Source organism: Hydrogenophaga sp. FW305-3-2-15-A-LB1 (assembly GCF_058787875.1).
In genome coordinates, this window is the sequence record NZ_JBYTAE010000001.1 from 139,808 (window position 1) to 155,755 (window position 15,948).

General features: G+C 65.6%; 18 protein-coding genes. 6 read left to right on the forward strand and 12 right to left on the reverse strand.

What is annotated here, in order from left to right; all coding sequences use genetic code 11:
• Positions 1-4: 4 nt before the first annotated feature.
• From AC3WPZ_RS00655 to AC3WPZ_RS00685, 7 genes are read right to left on the reverse strand one after another with little or no spacing between them, the layout of a single operon-like run.
• Entirely contained in the window at positions 5-760 is a 756-nt protein-coding gene (locus tag AC3WPZ_RS00655; protein WP_056272082.1) for an SDR family NAD(P)-dependent oxidoreductase, read from the reverse strand.
• Positions 761-812: 52 nt separating this feature from the next.
• Positions 813-1,988, reverse strand: coding sequence for an NAD(P)/FAD-dependent oxidoreductase (locus AC3WPZ_RS00660; protein ID WP_492437741.1), 1,176 nt, complete (start codon positions 1,986-1,988; stop codon positions 813-815).
• The gene (locus tag AC3WPZ_RS00665; RefSeq protein ID WP_056272074.1) at positions 1,988-2,311 is read right to left on the reverse strand and encodes a 2Fe-2S iron-sulfur cluster-binding protein; all 324 of its coding nucleotides are present in this window, start codon (positions 2,309-2,311) and stop codon (positions 1,988-1,990) included. Before AC3WPZ_RS00665 ends, AC3WPZ_RS00660 begins: the two co-directional genes overlap by 1 nt.
• A 38-nt stretch (positions 2,312-2,349) precedes the next feature.
• Positions 2,350-3,570, reverse strand: a complete 1,221-nt coding sequence (locus tag AC3WPZ_RS00670; protein ID WP_056272071.1) for a cytochrome P450 — start codon at positions 3,568-3,570, stop codon at positions 2,350-2,352.
• 25 nt (positions 3,571-3,595) lie between these two features.
• Positions 3,596-4,630, reverse strand: coding sequence for a 2Fe-2S iron-sulfur cluster-binding protein (locus AC3WPZ_RS00675; RefSeq protein WP_492437743.1), 1,035 nt, complete (start codon positions 4,628-4,630; stop codon positions 3,596-3,598).
• 7 nt (positions 4,631-4,637) lie between these two features.
• Positions 4,638-5,114, reverse strand: coding sequence for an aromatic-ring-hydroxylating dioxygenase subunit beta (locus tag AC3WPZ_RS00680; protein WP_056272065.1), 477 nt, complete (start codon positions 5,112-5,114; stop codon positions 4,638-4,640).
• Positions 5,111-6,370, reverse strand: coding sequence for an aromatic ring-hydroxylating oxygenase subunit alpha (locus AC3WPZ_RS00685; protein WP_056272063.1), 1,260 nt, complete (start codon positions 6,368-6,370; stop codon positions 5,111-5,113). Before AC3WPZ_RS00685 ends, AC3WPZ_RS00680 begins: the two co-directional genes overlap by 4 nt.
• Before the next feature lie 152 nt (positions 6,371-6,522).
• Here AC3WPZ_RS00685 and AC3WPZ_RS00690 point away from each other — a divergent pair, with 152 nt between their 5' ends.
• A complete protein-coding gene (locus tag AC3WPZ_RS00690) occupies positions 6,523-7,293 on the forward strand; it encodes an IclR family transcriptional regulator domain-containing protein (RefSeq protein WP_056272060.1) in 771 nt (256 codons plus the stop codon).
• Positions 7,294-7,447: 154 nt separating this feature from the next.
• Here AC3WPZ_RS00690 and AC3WPZ_RS00695 read toward each other — a convergent pair whose 3' ends face one another.
• On the reverse strand, positions 7,448-7,600 hold the full coding sequence (locus tag AC3WPZ_RS00695) for a DNA-binding protein (protein WP_159604300.1): 153 nt from the start codon (positions 7,598-7,600) through the stop codon (positions 7,448-7,450).
• A 408-nt stretch (positions 7,601-8,008) separates the two neighbouring features.
• Here AC3WPZ_RS00695 and greB point away from each other — a divergent pair, with 408 nt between their 5' ends.
• Entirely contained in the window at positions 8,009-8,572 is a 564-nt protein-coding gene (gene greB, locus AC3WPZ_RS00700; protein WP_382155687.1) for a transcription elongation factor GreB, read from the forward strand.
• 2 nt (positions 8,573-8,574) lie between these two features.
• Here the strand turns inward: greB and AC3WPZ_RS00705 are convergent, their stop codons facing one another.
• The 4 genes from AC3WPZ_RS00705 to AC3WPZ_RS00720 all read right to left on the reverse strand — a co-directional run bounded on the left by AC3WPZ_RS00705 (position 8,575) and on the right by AC3WPZ_RS00720 (position 12,853).
• Entirely contained in the window at positions 8,575-10,824 is a 2,250-nt protein-coding gene (locus AC3WPZ_RS00705) for a RelA/SpoT family protein (RefSeq protein ID WP_444687500.1), read from the reverse strand.
• Positions 10,825-10,961: 137 nt separating this feature from the next.
• Positions 10,962-11,165: a DNA-directed RNA polymerase subunit omega gene (gene rpoZ / locus AC3WPZ_RS00710; RefSeq protein ID WP_066268010.1), complete on the reverse strand. Its 204-nt coding sequence runs from the start codon at positions 11,163-11,165 to the stop codon at positions 10,962-10,964.
• Between the two features lie 28 nt (positions 11,166-11,193).
• Positions 11,194-11,814: a guanylate kinase gene (gene gmk, locus AC3WPZ_RS00715; RefSeq protein WP_382155690.1), complete on the reverse strand. Its 621-nt coding sequence runs from the start codon at positions 11,812-11,814 to the stop codon at positions 11,194-11,196.
• Between the two features lie 103 nt (positions 11,815-11,917).
• A complete protein-coding gene (locus AC3WPZ_RS00720) occupies positions 11,918-12,853 on the reverse strand; it encodes a YicC/YloC family endoribonuclease (protein WP_492437747.1) in 936 nt (311 codons plus the stop codon).
• 60 nt (positions 12,854-12,913) lie between these two features.
• Here AC3WPZ_RS00720 and AC3WPZ_RS00725 point away from each other — a divergent pair, with 60 nt between their 5' ends.
• From AC3WPZ_RS00725 to AC3WPZ_RS00740, 4 genes are all read left to right on the forward strand, one after another.
• On the forward strand, positions 12,914-13,921 hold the full coding sequence (locus AC3WPZ_RS00725) for a serine/threonine protein kinase (RefSeq protein WP_066268004.1): 1,008 nt from the start codon (positions 12,914-12,916) through the stop codon (positions 13,919-13,921).
• Positions 13,918-14,817, forward strand: coding sequence for a PP2C family protein-serine/threonine phosphatase (locus AC3WPZ_RS00730; RefSeq protein ID WP_204733641.1), 900 nt, complete (start codon positions 13,918-13,920; stop codon positions 14,815-14,817). Before AC3WPZ_RS00725 ends, AC3WPZ_RS00730 begins: the two co-directional genes overlap by 4 nt.
• Positions 14,818-14,884: 67 nt before the next feature.
• Positions 14,885-15,565 carry a ribonuclease PH gene (gene rph, locus AC3WPZ_RS00735; protein ID WP_382325701.1) on the forward strand — a complete coding sequence of 227 codons (681 nt, stop codon included), beginning with the start codon at positions 14,885-14,887 and terminating at the stop codon, positions 15,563-15,565.
• Positions 15,562-15,948: non-canonical purine NTP pyrophosphatase (locus AC3WPZ_RS00740; RefSeq protein WP_492437749.1), on the forward strand; the 387-nt coding region annotated here is incomplete at its 3' end. The genes rph and AC3WPZ_RS00740, both read left to right, overlap by 4 nt.

Sequence of the window (15,948 nt, forward strand, 5' to 3'; positions counted from 1 at the left end):
CCGATCAGATGAATACCGAGCCACCGTCGACGGCGATGGTCTGGCCGGTGATGAAGCCCGCGCCGTCGCTGGCTAGGAAGAGCAGGGCGCCCACCAGGTCTTCAGGCACCTGGTCGCGCTGCAGCGAGCGGCTGGTCTTGCGCACCACGTCGCCCATCTTGCTGTGCAGGTCGTTGTCGAGCACACCGTCGCTCAGCGTGAAGCCCGGGGCAATGGCGTTGACGGTGATGTCGTCCTTGCCGAGTTCGCGGGCTAGCGAGCGCGTGAACGCGATCACCGCGCCCTTGCTGGCCACGTAGTGCAGCATGTTGGGCGTGCCCTTGATCGGCGTGGTGGACGCGATGTTCACGATGCGGCCGAACCCGTTCTTGCGCATTTCGGGCACGACCGCTTTGGCGCACACGAAAGGCCCCAGGGTGTTGACCTCCATCACCCGCATCCACTCGGCGTCGCTGATCTGGTCGAACGGTTTGAGCGTGAGCGTGGTGAACAGGCCGGCGTTGTTCACCAGCACGTCGAGCCGGCCGAACGCCTTCACGGCCTGTTCGACCATGCCCGCCACGTCGGCGGGCTTGACCACATCGGTCTGCGTGCCGATGGCCTTCAGGCCCTGGGCACTGAGGCGTTCGGCCGCTTCGACGGCACCGCGCAGGTCGGCGATGACGACCTGGTGGCCCGCGCGCGCGAGGGCTTCGGAGAAGGCGAAACCGATGCCGCTGGCGCCGCCAGTGACCGCGATGACCCGGGATGCTGCTGTCATGTGTTGTCTCTTTCTGTGGGAAGGTGTGGATGTCGAATGGGACTGAGGGAGCTCAGGTCGGTGCTAGCACCGGCGCGAGGGCCGTGCGCGCGCGCATGTAGGCGGCAGGGTCGTTGAGGGATTCGACGGCGCTGAGTTGATCGCCGCGGTAGCGCAGCACCGAAAAGCGGCCGCTGGCCGGATCGCCCTCGATGTCGCTGCGGTCGCCCGGCGCGGCCAGGCCGGCCATCTGCAGCCGGCAAGGGCCTTGCTCGCTCCAGAACCAGGGCACCTTGGCGTACGGCAGGGGTTGACCGCACAGGCGCGCGGCGATGCAGCGCGCCTGGTCAACGGCGTTCTGTACCGACTCGATGCGCACGCGGGAGCCGCCATCGGCCGCGAACGGAAAGTTCGCGCAGTCGCCGAGCGCGGAGATGGCGGCGTCGCTGGTGAGCAGCAGCTCGTCGACCTCGATGCCATTGCCCACCGCCAGCCCGGCGTCGCGCGCCAGCTGGTCGTTGGGCGTGACGCCTACCGCGATCACGATGAGGTCGGCGACGATGCGGCCACCGCCGTGCAGGCGCAGGCCGGTGGCGCGGCCGTCCTCGCCTTCGATGGCGTCGAGCTGCGTGTTCAGGTGGAATTGCGTGCCCTGGGCTTCGTGGAAGGCTTGCAGGTGTCGCGCCATGGGCTCGGAGAGGGCGCGCAGCAGGGGCCGTGCCGTGGCCTCGATCACGTGCATCGGCAGGCCCTGGCCGCGCGCCACGGCCGCGAGTTCCAAGCCAATGAAGCCGGCGCCGACCACGGCCACCGAGCGCGCGCGGGCCAGTTGCTCTCGGATGCGCCGCGCGTCCTCCAGACCGCGCAGCACGTGCACGCCGGACAACCCCGCTCCGGGCACGCACAGGGTGCGCGCGGTCGCGCCGGTGGCCAGCACCAGGTGGTCGTAGGGCAGGGTCTGGCCGCTGGAGAGGTGCACGCCACGCGCCGCGCGGTCGATGCGCGCCACGCGCGTGCCGCCGAGCACGCGGGCATCGATGCGCTGGTAGAACGGGGGCGGGCGCAGCAGCAGGCCGGTGTCGTCCACCTTGCCTTGAAGGAAGGCCTTGGACAGCGGGGGGCGCTGGTAAGGCAGGCCGGGCTCGTCGCCGACCAGGGTGATGGGATCGGCATAACCCGAATCGCGCAGCGAGGCCGCGAGCTGGAAGCCGCCCTGCCCGGTGCCGACGATGACGGTGCCGTGGGCCATCAGACCTGCCGCTCCGGGATGTGCACGATCAGCTGGTCCACGCCGGGCGCCAGCGCGAGCTGGCAGCCCAACCGGCTGTGTTCGCGGCGCTCGCCCGCGGCGCTGGCCAGCATTTCGTCCTCGACGTCGCTGATGGGCGGCAGGAAGCCGATCGAGGCCGGGTCCACGTACACGTGGCAGGTGGCGCACATGGCGGAGCCGCCGCACTCGGCGACGATGCCGGGAATGCCGTGGCCGACAGCGGTCATCATGACGGTAGCGCCGGGACTGGCGGGCACGGCTTCTCGGGAGCCGTCGGGTTGTACGTAGACGATCTGGGGCATCGTGGGTTTCTCTCTTCTAGTTCGAATGGGGCGGGATGTCAGTGCACGGCGGCCAGCAGCGGCTCGACCGTCACGGGCATGCTCTTGAGCCCGCGCACCGTGTTGTTGAAGTGCTGGACCGGTTCGCCGTCGAGGCGGATCGAGGCCACGCGGCGGGCCAGTGCGGTGAGCACGATCTCGCCTTCGAGGCGCGCCATCATCTGGCCGGCGCAGCCATGAATGCCCGTGCCGAAGGCCATGTGGCCGGTGGCGCGGCGGGTGATGTCGAAGCGGTCGGCTTCGGGCCAGCGGCGCGGGTCGCGGTTGGCCGAGGCGATGAACACCACGATCTTCTGGCCCTGCTTCACGGTGATGCCGCCGAGTTCCACGTCCTGGGTGCTGGTGCGGTAGAAAGAGTGGAAGGTGCTGTCGTAGCGCAGTACCTCTTCGAGTGCCTGGCGCGCCAGCGAGGGGTCGTCGCGCAGCAGGGCCCATTGACCGGGGTTGCGCGCGAAGCTGGTGAAGGCGTTGCACAGGGTGAACACGGTGGTGTCCAGCCCGGCGGAGAGCAGGGTGCGAACCAGCATGCCGGCCTCGTCGTGGCCTATCTCGCCCGCGTCGGCGGCGGCGAACAGCTGGGCGCCCAGGCCGTCGGGCGTGAGCGCGTCGCGCTGGCAGACCTTGGCGATCCAGTTCACCGCTTCGCCCGAGCTGTTCATTCGGTCTTGGAAACGCTCGTTGATCGGGCCGAAGCCATTGAACACCATGTCACCGTAGGGCAGCAGGTGCTCGCGCCCCTCGGCGGGCAGGCCCACCGCGTCGCCGAAGGCCTTAATGGGAAAGGCCTCGCACAGTTCTTTGGCGGCGTCGAACGAGCCGCGTTCCACGAGCTCGTCGACCATGCGCGCGGCCACGTCCTCGAAAGTGGCGCGCAGGCGTCCGATCGATGCGGGCGAGAGCACGCGCGCCACCACCTTGCGGGTGCGGCTGTGGTGGGGCGGGTCTGCTTCGAGAATGATGCTGGGCTTGCGCCAGGGCGTCTCGGTGTGGAAGTTGGCAAGGCCCACGCCCGCGCTGGAACAGAAGATGTCGGGCTGAGACAGGATGCGCTGCACTTCGTCGTGGCGTGCGACCGCAAGCACGCCGTAGCGCTCCAGCCAGGCCCAGGGGCCGAGTTCGCGCAGCTGCTCGTAGTGGGGATAGGGGTTGGCCAGCACCTCGGTGGCGTACGGGTCGAAGTCGCTGGTGGGAACGTTGTCGTAGGGGTTGGGATGGGTCATGGAATGGCTCTTCTTCGGGTGTGCTTCAGTCGGTCAGCGCGGAGGTGCGGGGCTGGGCCACCACGAACGCGTCGCAGAAGAACGCATCGGGCGGCAGGCCGCGGGTTTCGACGAAATCGCTGCGCGCCGCGCTCACCATGGCAGGCGCGCCGCAGGCGTAGACCTGGTGGCCGGCAAGACTGTCGTGGTCTTGCAGCACGGCCTGGTGCACGAAGCCGGTGCGACCGCTCCAGCCGGCCTCGGGTTCGGAGAGCACGGGCACGAAGCGCAGGCCGGCCTGCTCTCCCCAGCCGCGCGCCAGCTCGAGCAGGTACAGGTCCTTCTCGGTGCGCGCGCCCCAGTAGAGTGCGATCTCGCGTGCCTGGCCCCGGCGCAGGCCGTCCTCGACCATCGACTTGATGGGTGCGAAGCCGGTGCCGCTGGCGAGCATCACGATGGGCGCGGTGCTGCCCTCGCGCAGGTGAAAGTCGCCATGCGGCAGTTCGACCCGGAGGTGGTCACCCACCTTGAGGTCGTGCGCGAGCCAATGCGAGAACGCGCCGCCTTCCAGCATGCGGATATGCAGCTCGGCGCCATCGTTCTGGTGCGGCGGGTTGGCCATGGAGAAGCTGCGGCGCTGGCCGTCGGGCAGCAGCACCTGCAGGTACTGGCCGGCCTTGAACTTCACCTTCTCGCCCGCCGGAAAACGCAGCTTGAGGCGCGCCACGTCGCTGGCCAGAAAGTCGATGCGCATGACCCTGGCGGCGAGCTGGCGGCGCGCGTTCGGATCGGTTTTCTCGATCTGGCGCGGTTCGATCTCGATGTCGGTGAGCGGGCGCGCCTGGCAGAACAGCACCTGTCCGTGCGCGATCTCGTCCGCCGTGAGCGTATGCTCACCCGCCGCGCCGGGGTTCACCCGGCCCGAGACGACGCGGCCCTTGCAGCTCGCGCACACGCCCGAGTTGCACGAGAACGGCATCTCGTAGCCGGCCTGTCGCACTGCGTCGAGCACTGTCTGACCAGCGGCGCAGGGGATGGCGGTGGCCATCCCGGCGATGCGTATGAGGTGCGGGGTGCTCACGGCTTGCTCACAGGGGAATGGCCAGCAGCGTGTCGATGTTGTGGCTGTCGCAGACCACCACACGGCTGGCCAGGCGCAGGGTATCGCCTCCATCGATCACCAGCTCGTCGAGGTAGCGCCCGGTGGCGAAGAGGCTGGTCTCGCCGCCACGCATGATGCGCACCACCACAAACGGGGTTTCGCTGCGGCGCCCGCGCGGCGTGTCCTCCAGCAGGGAGGGCAGGCCCACCAGGTGGCGGTAACGTTGTTTCTCGTAGACGTTGGCGGTGCGCAGTGAGAGCACGCGGTCGTTGAGCATGGCGCGCGAGTCGGCGTAGATCAGGCTGGCTTCCATGCCTTGCGCATGGTTGTCGGCGGTGGTCACGCGGTAGAGGCAGTGTTCGGTGAAGAACTGCGTCCAGGCTTCGAGCTCGTCGTTGTCGATGCAGCGCGCGCAATGCGCGTTGAGCGCCAACGCGCTCGCGGTGTCGATCACCGCGTTCATGCATCCGCTCCCATGTGCAGGCGGTAGGCTTTCCAGAAGCCGCGCACGGACGCTTCCGTGGTGCGGCTGCTCTGCGAGCGCACGCTGTCGCCGCCCATCTCGACGATGGCTTCCTGCGCGCCAGCGGAGGCAATGCCGCGTTGCACAAAGCCGCCCACAGCGCCGTCCTCCATCGATACGAAGCCGGCCGGCCCGATCAGGTTGGACTGCTTGTGACGCATGGTGCGCAGCTCGGGTGTGTCGTCCTGGAAGCCGAGGTACACCCAATTCAGGGCGGTGGTCTCCAGGCCTTCGGGCAGCACCTGGCGTACCGCGATGGTGTTCTGTATCTGCGCCAGCACGAAGCCCGGAAATACCGAGAGGATCTGCAGCGTCACGCCATCGCCGAACTCGTCTATTCCTTTCAACAGCGTGGCGTCCTCGAGCTTGAAGTCGTCCTTCTCCGAACGCAGTTCCTCGGTCTTGTAGTCCTCGCTATTTTCGGCGATGGGGTCGATGGCGGAGAAGCTGATGTGGTTGCCGCCACATTCGCTCACCACCACGCCGCCCTTCTGCGAAAGGCGGTTGAGCCGGAACGTGGTGAAGAACACGTGCAGCAGGCTCGCGTGGTACGTGTCGCGCACGTTCTCCACGTAGAGCTTCCAGTTGTTGGGCAGCGTCTGCTTGAAGCGGCCGAGGATCTGCACCGGCTTGTGCAGCACGCGCGAGATGCCGCGTGCGATTTCCGGGCCGAGGTAGTCCTCCAGGTCGGGCACGTCGTCGCTCAGGCTGCCAAATACCAGGCCACAAAACACACTCGTTCTCAATTTGCGCGGACCATGACTCTTCATGCAGAAAGCAGGGTCCATGCCGCCTTCTCCGTTTACGCCGTTCTGGAACGCGATGCCCTTGAGGTTGCCCTGGCGGTCATAACGCCATGCGTGGTACACGCACTGGAAGTCACGCGCGGTGCCGCCGTCGTCCAGGACGATCAGTGCGCCGCGGTGCGAGCAGCGGTTCTCGAACGCGTACACCTCGCCGTCGCTGTCGCGCGCCACCACCACCGGCATGCGGCCGAGGAACGTCGTGCGGTAGCCGCCGGGTTGTGGCAACTCGGCTTCGAGACACAGGTAGTTCCAGGTCGCGCCTTCGAAGATGCGCTGTTGCTCGGCGTCGAGCACGGCCGGTTCCTGGTACAGGTGGTATGGCACGCGGGTGAGGTTCCCAGGTGGCCAGAAGGTGAGGGGTGCGCTATTCGCAGGGGCGGTGACGCTCATGATGCAGTGGGGTTCTTGCCTTGGAAGAATTCGGATAACGAACTTTTGACCGTTTGGTGAACCGCGACTGTATTTTTTGAGTTGATGAAGGACAACAAAATCCGGCAAAATGTTCGAATACCGAACTTATTCAACTTCGAGTGGGGCCGCAAATGGACGATGAAGCGCGTGCAGTTGACAAGGAATACGTCATGGGTCTGGAGAAGGGCCTACTCCTGATCGAGGCCTTCGGCGTCAGCAATTCGCCTCTGACGCTGACTGAAGCGGCCGATATCACAGGCCACAGCAAGGCCTCGACTCGCCGCGCCCTGCTTACCCTCGTCAAGCTAGGCTACGCGCGAGCATCGGGGCGGCATTTTTTTCTCGAGCCGCGCACCTTGCGGCTGGTGCACGCCTACGTGAACTCTACGCCCCTGACCAAGGTGGCGCAGCCCATCCTGGAGATCACGAGTGAGCGCACGCGCGAGTCCGCGTCGCTGGCGGTGCTGGACTCGCAGTTTGTCGTTTTCGTTGCACGCTCAACTCAGCGGCGCAGCTTGTCTTTCGGTCTCGGTATCGGCGCGCGATTGCCCGCCTATTGTTCTGCAACCGGGCGAGTGCTTCTCGCGGGTATGTCAGACGAGGAGGTTGAATTCCGCCTTCAGCGAATGAGTCGCCAGGCGATTACGCCGAAAACAAAGACTGACGTGGCGGCACTGATGAAGGAGGTGCAGGCTGCGCGCGAGTGCGGTTATTCGATGAGTGACGAAGAGCTGGAAATTGGCTTGCGTTCCATTGCCGTGCCGGTGCGCAATGGAAAGGGTGAGTTGCTGGGGGCTATGAGTCTTTCCGTGGCCACTTCGCGCATGTCACGCGACGATGTCGTGAACAAGTTGATGCCAGAACTTGAAGTGGCACGAAGGACGTTTGCACTGCAGTTGTAGAGCCGCCTGTTGGCTTCCGTTGAAAACTGACGCCCTGTAGAGCGGCAGAGATCAGTCGAACTCAACACGACGTATCCAGATCGTCCAAATGGAATGATCAACTTGCGCAGAAAGGGGCTCTGACCGACCTTGCGGCACGTGAATGGTGAAGTCTTCAAGGTGGCGGCGCCGGCGCGGATCCGCGACCGAGGTGCGTGCGCACGCGCTCGATCGTGGGCCGCTCGCGTTGGGCGAGCACGCCGTCGGCCACGGCCCAAACGTCATCGACTTGGACGCCCCGGGAGGCTCTCGTACTTTTCGTTGGCATCGCCCTGCTCCGTGCTGTAAATTACTCACGATAAGATATATTTATCGACACCTATCTCCCTGACAGCTCCGAAGGAGCGGGCGCAGTTTTGTCGCTTCACAACACTCACCGGGCGCCTGCTCACGCTACAGAAAAAGTTTGCGCCCCGGTCTCAGAAACTGATCGATGCTACTTCGCACGCAATTTCTCTGCGGGACTTTTGCGGGACTGGGCTCTGAAATACATGTCTAAACAGGGTAGTTTTGGTACAATGAGCGGTCACAGAATCTATATAAATCAACAACTTACAGATGATCTGGTAGCTACGAACCAAGGGGTCGTGGGTTCAATTCCTGCCAGCCGCACCATATGGAAGCCCGCAGCCAAAAGCTGCGGGCTTTTTCATTTTTTGCCTGGGAATCGCCCACCATGAGCAAGGCCTTCACCCGCGAAACCGATTCGGACGATGAAGACGATCTGCCGGCCGCGGCGCCCGTGCCCGGTGGCAAGAACTACATCACCCGCGCCGGCTACGACCGGTTGCGCGCCGAACTGTTCTCGCTGATCGACGACGAACGTCCCAAGATCGTGGACATCGTTCACTGGGCGGCCAGCAATGGCGACCGCTCGGAGAACGGTGACTACCTCTACGGCAAGAAGCGCCTGCGCGAGATTGACCGGCGCATCCGCTTCCTGACCCGCCGGCTCGAGATCGCCGAAGTCGTCGACGCTTCGCTGCACTTTGGTGGCGATCAGGTGTTCTTCGGTGCCACCGTGACCTACGCCGACGACAACGGGCAGGAGACCACCGTGACGATCCGGGGCGTGGACGAAGCCGACAGCGCTCAGGCCCAGGTCAGCTGGATCTCTCCCGTGGCGCGTTCCCTGCTCAAGGCGCGGGTGGGCGATGTGGTGAAGCTCGTGGTGCCTGGCGGCGTGCAGGAGCTCGAAGTGCTGAGCGTGCGGTATCCGGCGCCAGGCGAGGGCGCCTGAAGTCAGGGCTTGTAGCGCTGCGCCTTGATGACCGAGGTGGTGCGTTTGAGGCTGCGCAACACATCGGCCAGGTGCTGGCGGTCGCGCACTGCCACCGAGAAACGGATGTCCGTCGCGGTCTGGGCGGGTTCATCGCCCATGTCCACATGGGTGATGTCGGCTTCGGCCGCTGCGATGCTGGACGCCACGCGCGCGAGCACCCCCTTGCCATTCGTGACGGTCACGATCACCGTGGTGTCGAACGAGCGCACGGGTTCGTCGGCCCACTCGACTTCCAGGAAGCGTTCGCCATCGCGCAAGAGCAGGCGTTTGCCGGTGGGACAGTCGTCCGCGTGCACCACGAGGCCCTCGCCACGACCGAGGTAACCGACGATGCGGTCGCCCGGGATCGGCTTGCAGCAGGGCGCGTACTGCACCGACAGGCCCTCGCTGCCGTCGAGCGTGACCACACCTTGCGAGACCGATTCGTCCCGGCCGCTGGCGTAGCGCTCGGTGCTGATCAGCAGGGCGTCGGGCTTGAGGCCGGTTTCGGCCAGCAGCACGGCCAGCTTCTTGCCCACCATGCTGGCGATGCGCTTGCCCATGCCGATGTCCGACAGCAGCTCCGCACGCGACTTGTTCCCGGTGAAGCGCAGCAGTTTTTCCCAGGTCGCGTGGTGTGGGCCCACTTCGGACGGCAGGGTCGCGATGCCTTCGGAGCGCAGGGCCTGGCCGAGCATGCGTTCGCCCAGCTCGTGTGACTTCTCCTGTGCCACCGTCTTGAGGTGGTGCCGGATCTTCGAGCGCGCCCGGCCGGTCTTGACGAAGGACAGCCAGGTCGGGTTGGGCTCGGCCTTCTCGGCCGTGACGATCTCGACGACGTCGCCATTCGCCAACTCGGTGCGCAGCGGTCGCTGCTCGCCGTTGATGCGCGCCGACACCGTGTGGTTGCCCACGTCGCTGTGGATGGCGTAGGCGAAGTCCATCACGGTGGCGCCGCGCGGCAGCGCCATGATCTTGCTCTTGGGTGTGAACACATAGACCGCATCGGGGAAGAGGTCGATCTTGATGTGGTCCCAGAACTCCGCCGCATCGCGCGTTTCCTGCTGGATGTCCAGCAAGGACTGCAGCCATTGCGTGCCCAGCCGTTGCGAAGTGTCGCTGTTGGGTTCGCTGGCCTTGTAGAGCCAATGCGCGGCCACCCCCGATTCGGCCACCACGTCCATGGCGTGCGTGCGCAGCTGGAACTCGATGTTGGTGCCGAAGGGGCCGATCAGCGTGGTGTGCAGCGACTGGTAGCCGTTGACCTTGGGAATGGCCACGTAGTCGCGGAACTTGCCCGGCAGCGGCTTGTAGAGCTGGTGCAGCACGCCCAGCCCGGTGTAACAGTCGGTCAGCTCGGGGACGATGATGCGAAAGCCGTAGATGTCGGTGACCTGCGAGAACGACAGGTGCTTGTTGTCCATCTTGCGGTAGACCGAATACAGCGTCTTCTCCCGACCCATGATGCGCACGCTCATGCCGTGCCGCACGAAGTCTGCTTCCACCTCGCGCTGGACGCGGGCGATCAGGTCGCGGCGGCGGTTGCGCGATTTATTGAGGGCCTTGGAGAGCACCTCGTAGCGCCAGGGATGCAGGAAACGGAACGCCAGGTCCTGCAGTTCGCGATAGGTGAAGTTCAGGCCCAGCCGGTGCGCGATGGGTGCGTAGATTTCCAGGGTTTCGCTGCTGATGCGCTGCCACTTCGAGCGCGGCATGTCGCCCATGGTGCGCATGTTGTGGGTGCGGTCGGCAAGCTTGATCAGGATGACCCGCACGTCCTTGGCCATGGCCAGCAGCATTTTGCGGAACGACTCCGCCTGGTTCTGCTCACGCGTGTCGAATTCCAGCTTCTCCAGCTTGGTGAGGCCGTCCACCAGCTCGGCCACGGGCGCGCCGAAGCGCTCCACCAGTTCTTCCTTGGTCACGCCGCAGTCTTCAATGGCGTCGTGCATCAGCGCCGCCATCAGCGCCTGGGCGTCCAGCTTCCATTCGGCGCACTGGGCGGCCACCGCGATCGGGTGGGTGATGTACGGGTCACCGTTCTTGCGCAACTGGCCCAGGTGGGCCTCGTCGGCGAACCGGTAGGCCTGGCGGATGCTTTCAATGTCGGTCGGACCGAGGTAATCCAACTTGCCCAGCAGCGCGGCAAAGCTCGCCGCAGCGGCGCTCGCGGCCGGATGCGCCTGCTCGGCTGGGGACTGAAGGGTGCCGTTGTCGGCCTCGGTGATCATCTGCATACTTTAGCGCGAGACGATGGATCCCGCTGAGTCCATGCACAGAGTCTGTGCAAGGCGCATGAATACGTCCGGAGCAGGGGCGAAAAAAAACACCGCAGCGCGGTGTTTTCTTTCGAAGGACCTGAAAGGCCTCAGAGGGGCACTTTCTTGAGCATTTCCAGGCCGACCTTGCCGTCGGCGATCTCGCGCAGGGCGGTCACGCCGGGCTTGTTCTTGCTCTCGATCTTGGGCGCATGGCCCTGGCTCAGCATGCGGGCGCGGTAGGTCGCGGCTAGCACGAGCTGAAAGCGGTTGGGGATCTTTTCCAGACAGTCTTCGACGGTGATGCGTGCCATGGGCGGGCTCCGGGAAATGGGCGGTGAATCAGAGGATGTTGAGCGCTTGGAAGGTATCGCCGCGGGCGATACGCTGAGCGGAAAACTTGAGCCGCTGGGCATGGACGATGGCCTTGAGGTCAAACAAGGCCCGCTCGAACAACTCGTTGATTATAACGAAGTCGAATTCCCTGGCATGGGCCATCTCGGTGGCGGCGTTCTGCAGGCGCAATTCGATCACCTCGGCGGTATCTTCCGCCCGGCGCTCCAGCCGCGAGCGCAATTCCTCCCAGCTTGGCGGCAGGATGAAGATCAGCACGGCGTTGGGAAAGATGCGCTTGACCTGAATAGCCCCCTGGAAATCGATCTCCAGCACCACGTCGGCGCCCTGGTTGATGCGCTGCTCGATGGCCATTTTCGAGGTGCCGTAGCGATTCCCATGCACCATGGCCCACTCCAGGAAGGCCCCCTGGATGACCATCTGGTCGAAGGTTTCTTTGCTTACAAAGTAGTACTCCCGGCCATGCAGCTCCTGGCCCCTGGGCGGGCGCGTGGTGTGCGAGACCGAGGGCACGACGCGCGAATCGAGCTCCATCAAGGCCTTGACCAGGCTGGACTTGCCGGCCCCGCTGGGGGCCGCGACGACAAACAGGTTTCCAGGGTATTCCATTACGAGACAAGAAGTTGGGTTTCGCCGCCGGGCCGCCCCAAGGCGAAACGCGCCCCCTTGGGGGGCAGCGACCCGCGCAGCGGTGGAGCGTGGGGGCCGTATGTCATTCGATGTTCTGGACCTGCTCGCGCATCTGTTCGATGAGCACCTTCATGTCCACCGAGATGCGGGTGAGTTCGAGGTTGGACGACTTCGAACCCAGGGTGTTGGCCTCGCGGTGCAGTTCCTGGATCAGGAAATCGAGCCGCTTGCCGACCTCGGCGCCCTTCTTCAACAGGCGCTCGATCTCGGTCAGGTGGGAGTCGAGCCGGGTCAATTCTTCGGCCACGTCGATGCGGATGGCGAAGGCGGTGGCTTCCGTGAGGGCCCGGTCCTGCGCCATGTCGGAGGTGATGGCGCTGCCTTGCGCCGTGGCGGATGCACCCGCGCCCAGGGCCTCGTTCCAGCGGTCGATGAAGCGTTGGCGCTGCTGCGCGACCAGTTGCGGGATCAGGGGTTGCGCGTCCTTGGCAAGCTGGCGCAGCTGACCCAGGCGGTCGAGCAGCATGGTGGCCAGGCGTTTGCCTTCGCGTTCACGGGCGCTGGTAAGGCCGTCCAGCGCGGTTTGTGCGAGGGTGACCAGGGCCTCGTTCAACTCGCCGGGGTTGCCCTGTTGGCGCGAGGTGAGCTGCAGCACCTCGGCCACCGACAGGGGCGAGGCCGTGGGCAGCCAGGCGCGCACGTTGTCCTGCAGGCCCACGAGTTTCTGCAGGTCGAGCGCGCTGGGCGTGCGCGGCACAGTGTCGGAGCGGCCTTCGATCCAGGCCCGCACCTCCACCTTGCCGCGTTTGAGGCGTGCGTCCAGCAGTTCGCGCAGCGCGGGTTCGGTGGCGCGCAGGTCGTCCGGCAGCTTGAAAGTGAGGTCGAGAAAGCGGCTGTTGACGGAGCGGATTTCGACGCCCACACCGGCCTGGGACTCGCGGCTGGACTCGGCGCTGGCCGGGGCCGCAGACCCGCCCGAGTGGGCCGAGGCGTAGCCGGTCATGCTGTAAACTGCCATTGAACTTTGCCCATCAGGGTGAGTGGTCCAAAACGAGGCGTTCCGGAAACCATCCGAATTATGTCAAAGGTCAAACCCGCACCGCTGCCGCCGGACACCGTGATCGGTGGTTACCGCATTGTCCGCAAGCTGGCGGCCGGTGGTTTTGGCGTGGTGTACCTGGCCGTGGACACGGAAGGCCAGCAGGTCGCCGTCAAGGAATACCTGCCCTCGTCGCTGGCTTCGCGCGGCCCCGGCGAGCTGCTGCCCCAGGTGCAGCCGGAAAAGCTGTCGCTGTACCGGCTGGGCCTCAAGAGCTTCTTCGAAGAGGGCCGGGCCCTGGCCCAGATCTCCCACCAGTCGGTGGTGAGCGTGCTCAATTTCTTTCGCGAGAACGAGACCGTCTACATGGTCATGAACTTCCTGGAGGGCGCGTCCCTGCAGGAATTCATCATCACGGCGCGCGAGCTCAAGAAGCAGAAGGTGTTCCGCGAATCGACCATCCGCTCGCTGTACGACGAGGTGCTGCGCGGTCTGCGCATCGTGCACCAGCACAAGATGCTGCACCTGGACATCAAGCCGGCCAACATCTTCGTGACGGACGACAACCGCTCGGTGCTGATCGACTTCGGCGCCGCCCGCGAGGTGTTGAGCAAGGAAGGCAATTTCATCCGCCCGATGTACACGCCGGGCTTTGCCGCGCCCGAGATGTACCGGCGCGACTCTTCCATGGGCCCGTGGACCGACATCTACGCGATCGGCGCCTGCATCTACGCCAGCATGCAGGGCTACCCGCCCAACGACGCGCCGCAGCGGCTGGAGAAGGACCGCCTTTCGCTGGCGCTCTCGCGCCTGCGCGGCGTGTACTCCGACAACCTCATCGAGGTGGTCGAGTGGTGCATGTCGCTGGACCCCTTGTCGCGCCCGCAATCGGTGTTCGCGCTGCAAAAGGAGCTGAGCCGCGAGACCGAGCGCAGCTACACCAAACTCACCGTGGCCGAGAAGATGCGGCTGCAGTTCGACAACATCGTGTCGGACAACAAGAAGTCCCTGCGCAAGTCCACCAACGCCGCGACCAAGTTTCGATGAAGTTTTCGGTCTACCAGATCAGCCGCCAAGGGGGCCGGGAGCGCAACGAAGACCGAATGGGCTATGCCTACACCCGGGAGTCGGGTCTGTTCGTGCTGGCCGACGGCATGGGTGGCCACCCCGAAGGTGCGATGGCGGCACAGCTCGCGCTGCAGACTTTCTCGGCGTATTTCCAGAAGGCCGCCAACCCCACGGTGCGGGAAGTGCCGGAGTTCCTCTCCAGCGCCCTGATGGCGGCGCACCACCAGATCATCCGCTACGCCGCCGAAAAAGGCATGCTCGACACCCCGCGCACCACGCTGGTGGCGGCCGTGATGGAGCGCAACCACGTGCACTGGGTGCATTGCGGCGATTCGCGGCTGTACGTCGTGCGCCACGGCGAGATGCTCACGCGCACGCGCGACCACTCCTACATGGAGCAGCAGCAGCACCTGGGCCGCGCCACCGACCACATCAACCGCAACATCCTCTTCACCTGCCTGGGCTCACCCGCCAAGCCGGTGTTCGACCTCTCCGGCCCGGTCCACCTGATGCAGGGCGACCGCGTGCTGCTGTGCTCGGACGGCCTGTGGGGCACGGTCAGCGACGAGGAAATCACGTCCGAGCTGTCCAAGCGGCCGCTGGAGCAGGCCGTGCCCGAGCTGGTGGAGATGGCGCTCAAGCGCGGCGGCCCGCGCTGCGACAATGTGACCGTTCTGGCGATGGAGTGGGAGACGGCGGACGAATTCCAGTCCACCCGCGTCTCCACCGAGGACATCGACGACGGCGTGTTTGCTTCCACCATCCAGTCGGGCATTCCCGACCCTTCCATCGAAGACATGGACGACGCGGCGATCGAACGCTCGATCGCCGAGATCAATGCCGCGATCCGCCGCACGGCCGAGCGCAATTCCTGAACTCCCGAGGTTTCCCATGAGCGATATGACCCGACCCGGCCAACGGGCCGCCGATGCGTTGCGCCCGGTGCGCATCACGCGCCATTACACCATCCACGCCGAGGGCTCGGTGCTGATCGAGTTCGGCAACACCAAGGTGCTGTGCACCGCGTCGGTGGAAGAAAAAGTGCCGTCGCACAAACGCGGCAGTGGTGAGGGCTGGTTGACGGCCGAGTACGGCATGTTGCCGCGCGCCACCCACACCCGCAGCGACCGCGAGGCGGCCAAGGGCAAGCAGAGCGGGCGCACGCAGGAGATCCAGCGCCTGATCGGCCGTTCGCTGCGCGCCGTGTTCGACCTGAAGGCGCTGGGCGAGCGCACCATCTCGCTGGACTGCGACGTGATCCAGGCCGACGGCGGCACGCGCACCGCGAGCATCACGGGCGCCTACGTGGCCGCGCACGACGCGGTGGCCAAGCTGATGGCGCAAGGCAAGCTGCCCGTGTCGCCGATCCGCGACCAGGTGGCGGCGATCTCGGTCGGCATCCTGCGCGGCAAGCCGCTGCTCGACCTGGAGTACGTGGAAGACGCGGCCTGCGACACCGACATGAACGTCGTCATGACCGGCGCCGGGCACTTCGTGGAAGTGCAGGGCACGGCCGAGGGCGCGGCCTTCACGCGCGACGAGATGAACACGCTGCTGGCCCTGGCCGAAAAAGGCATCGCCGACCTGGTGGCGGCGCAGCGCGAGGCGCTGGGGCTGGCATGAAGCTGGTGCTGGCGTCCAACAACAACGGCAAGCTCGCCGAGCTGCAGGCGTTGTTCGCGCCGCTGGGCGTGGAACTGGTGCGCCAGGCCGACCTCAACATCCCGGAAGCGCCCGAGCCGCACCGCACCTTCATCGAGAATGCGCTGGCCAAGGCGCGCCATGCCGCGCGCGAGAGCGGCTTGCCCGCGCTGGCCGACGATGCGGGCCTGTGCGTCGAGGCCTTCGGTGGCCTGCCCGGCGTGGACACGGCGTACTACGCCACGCAATTCGGCTACGCCAAGGGCGACGGCAACAACGTGCGCGCGCTGCTCGAGCAAATGGCGAACGTGACCGACCGCCGCGCGGCCCTCGTCAGCACGCTGGTGGCGCTGCGCAGCGCCGCC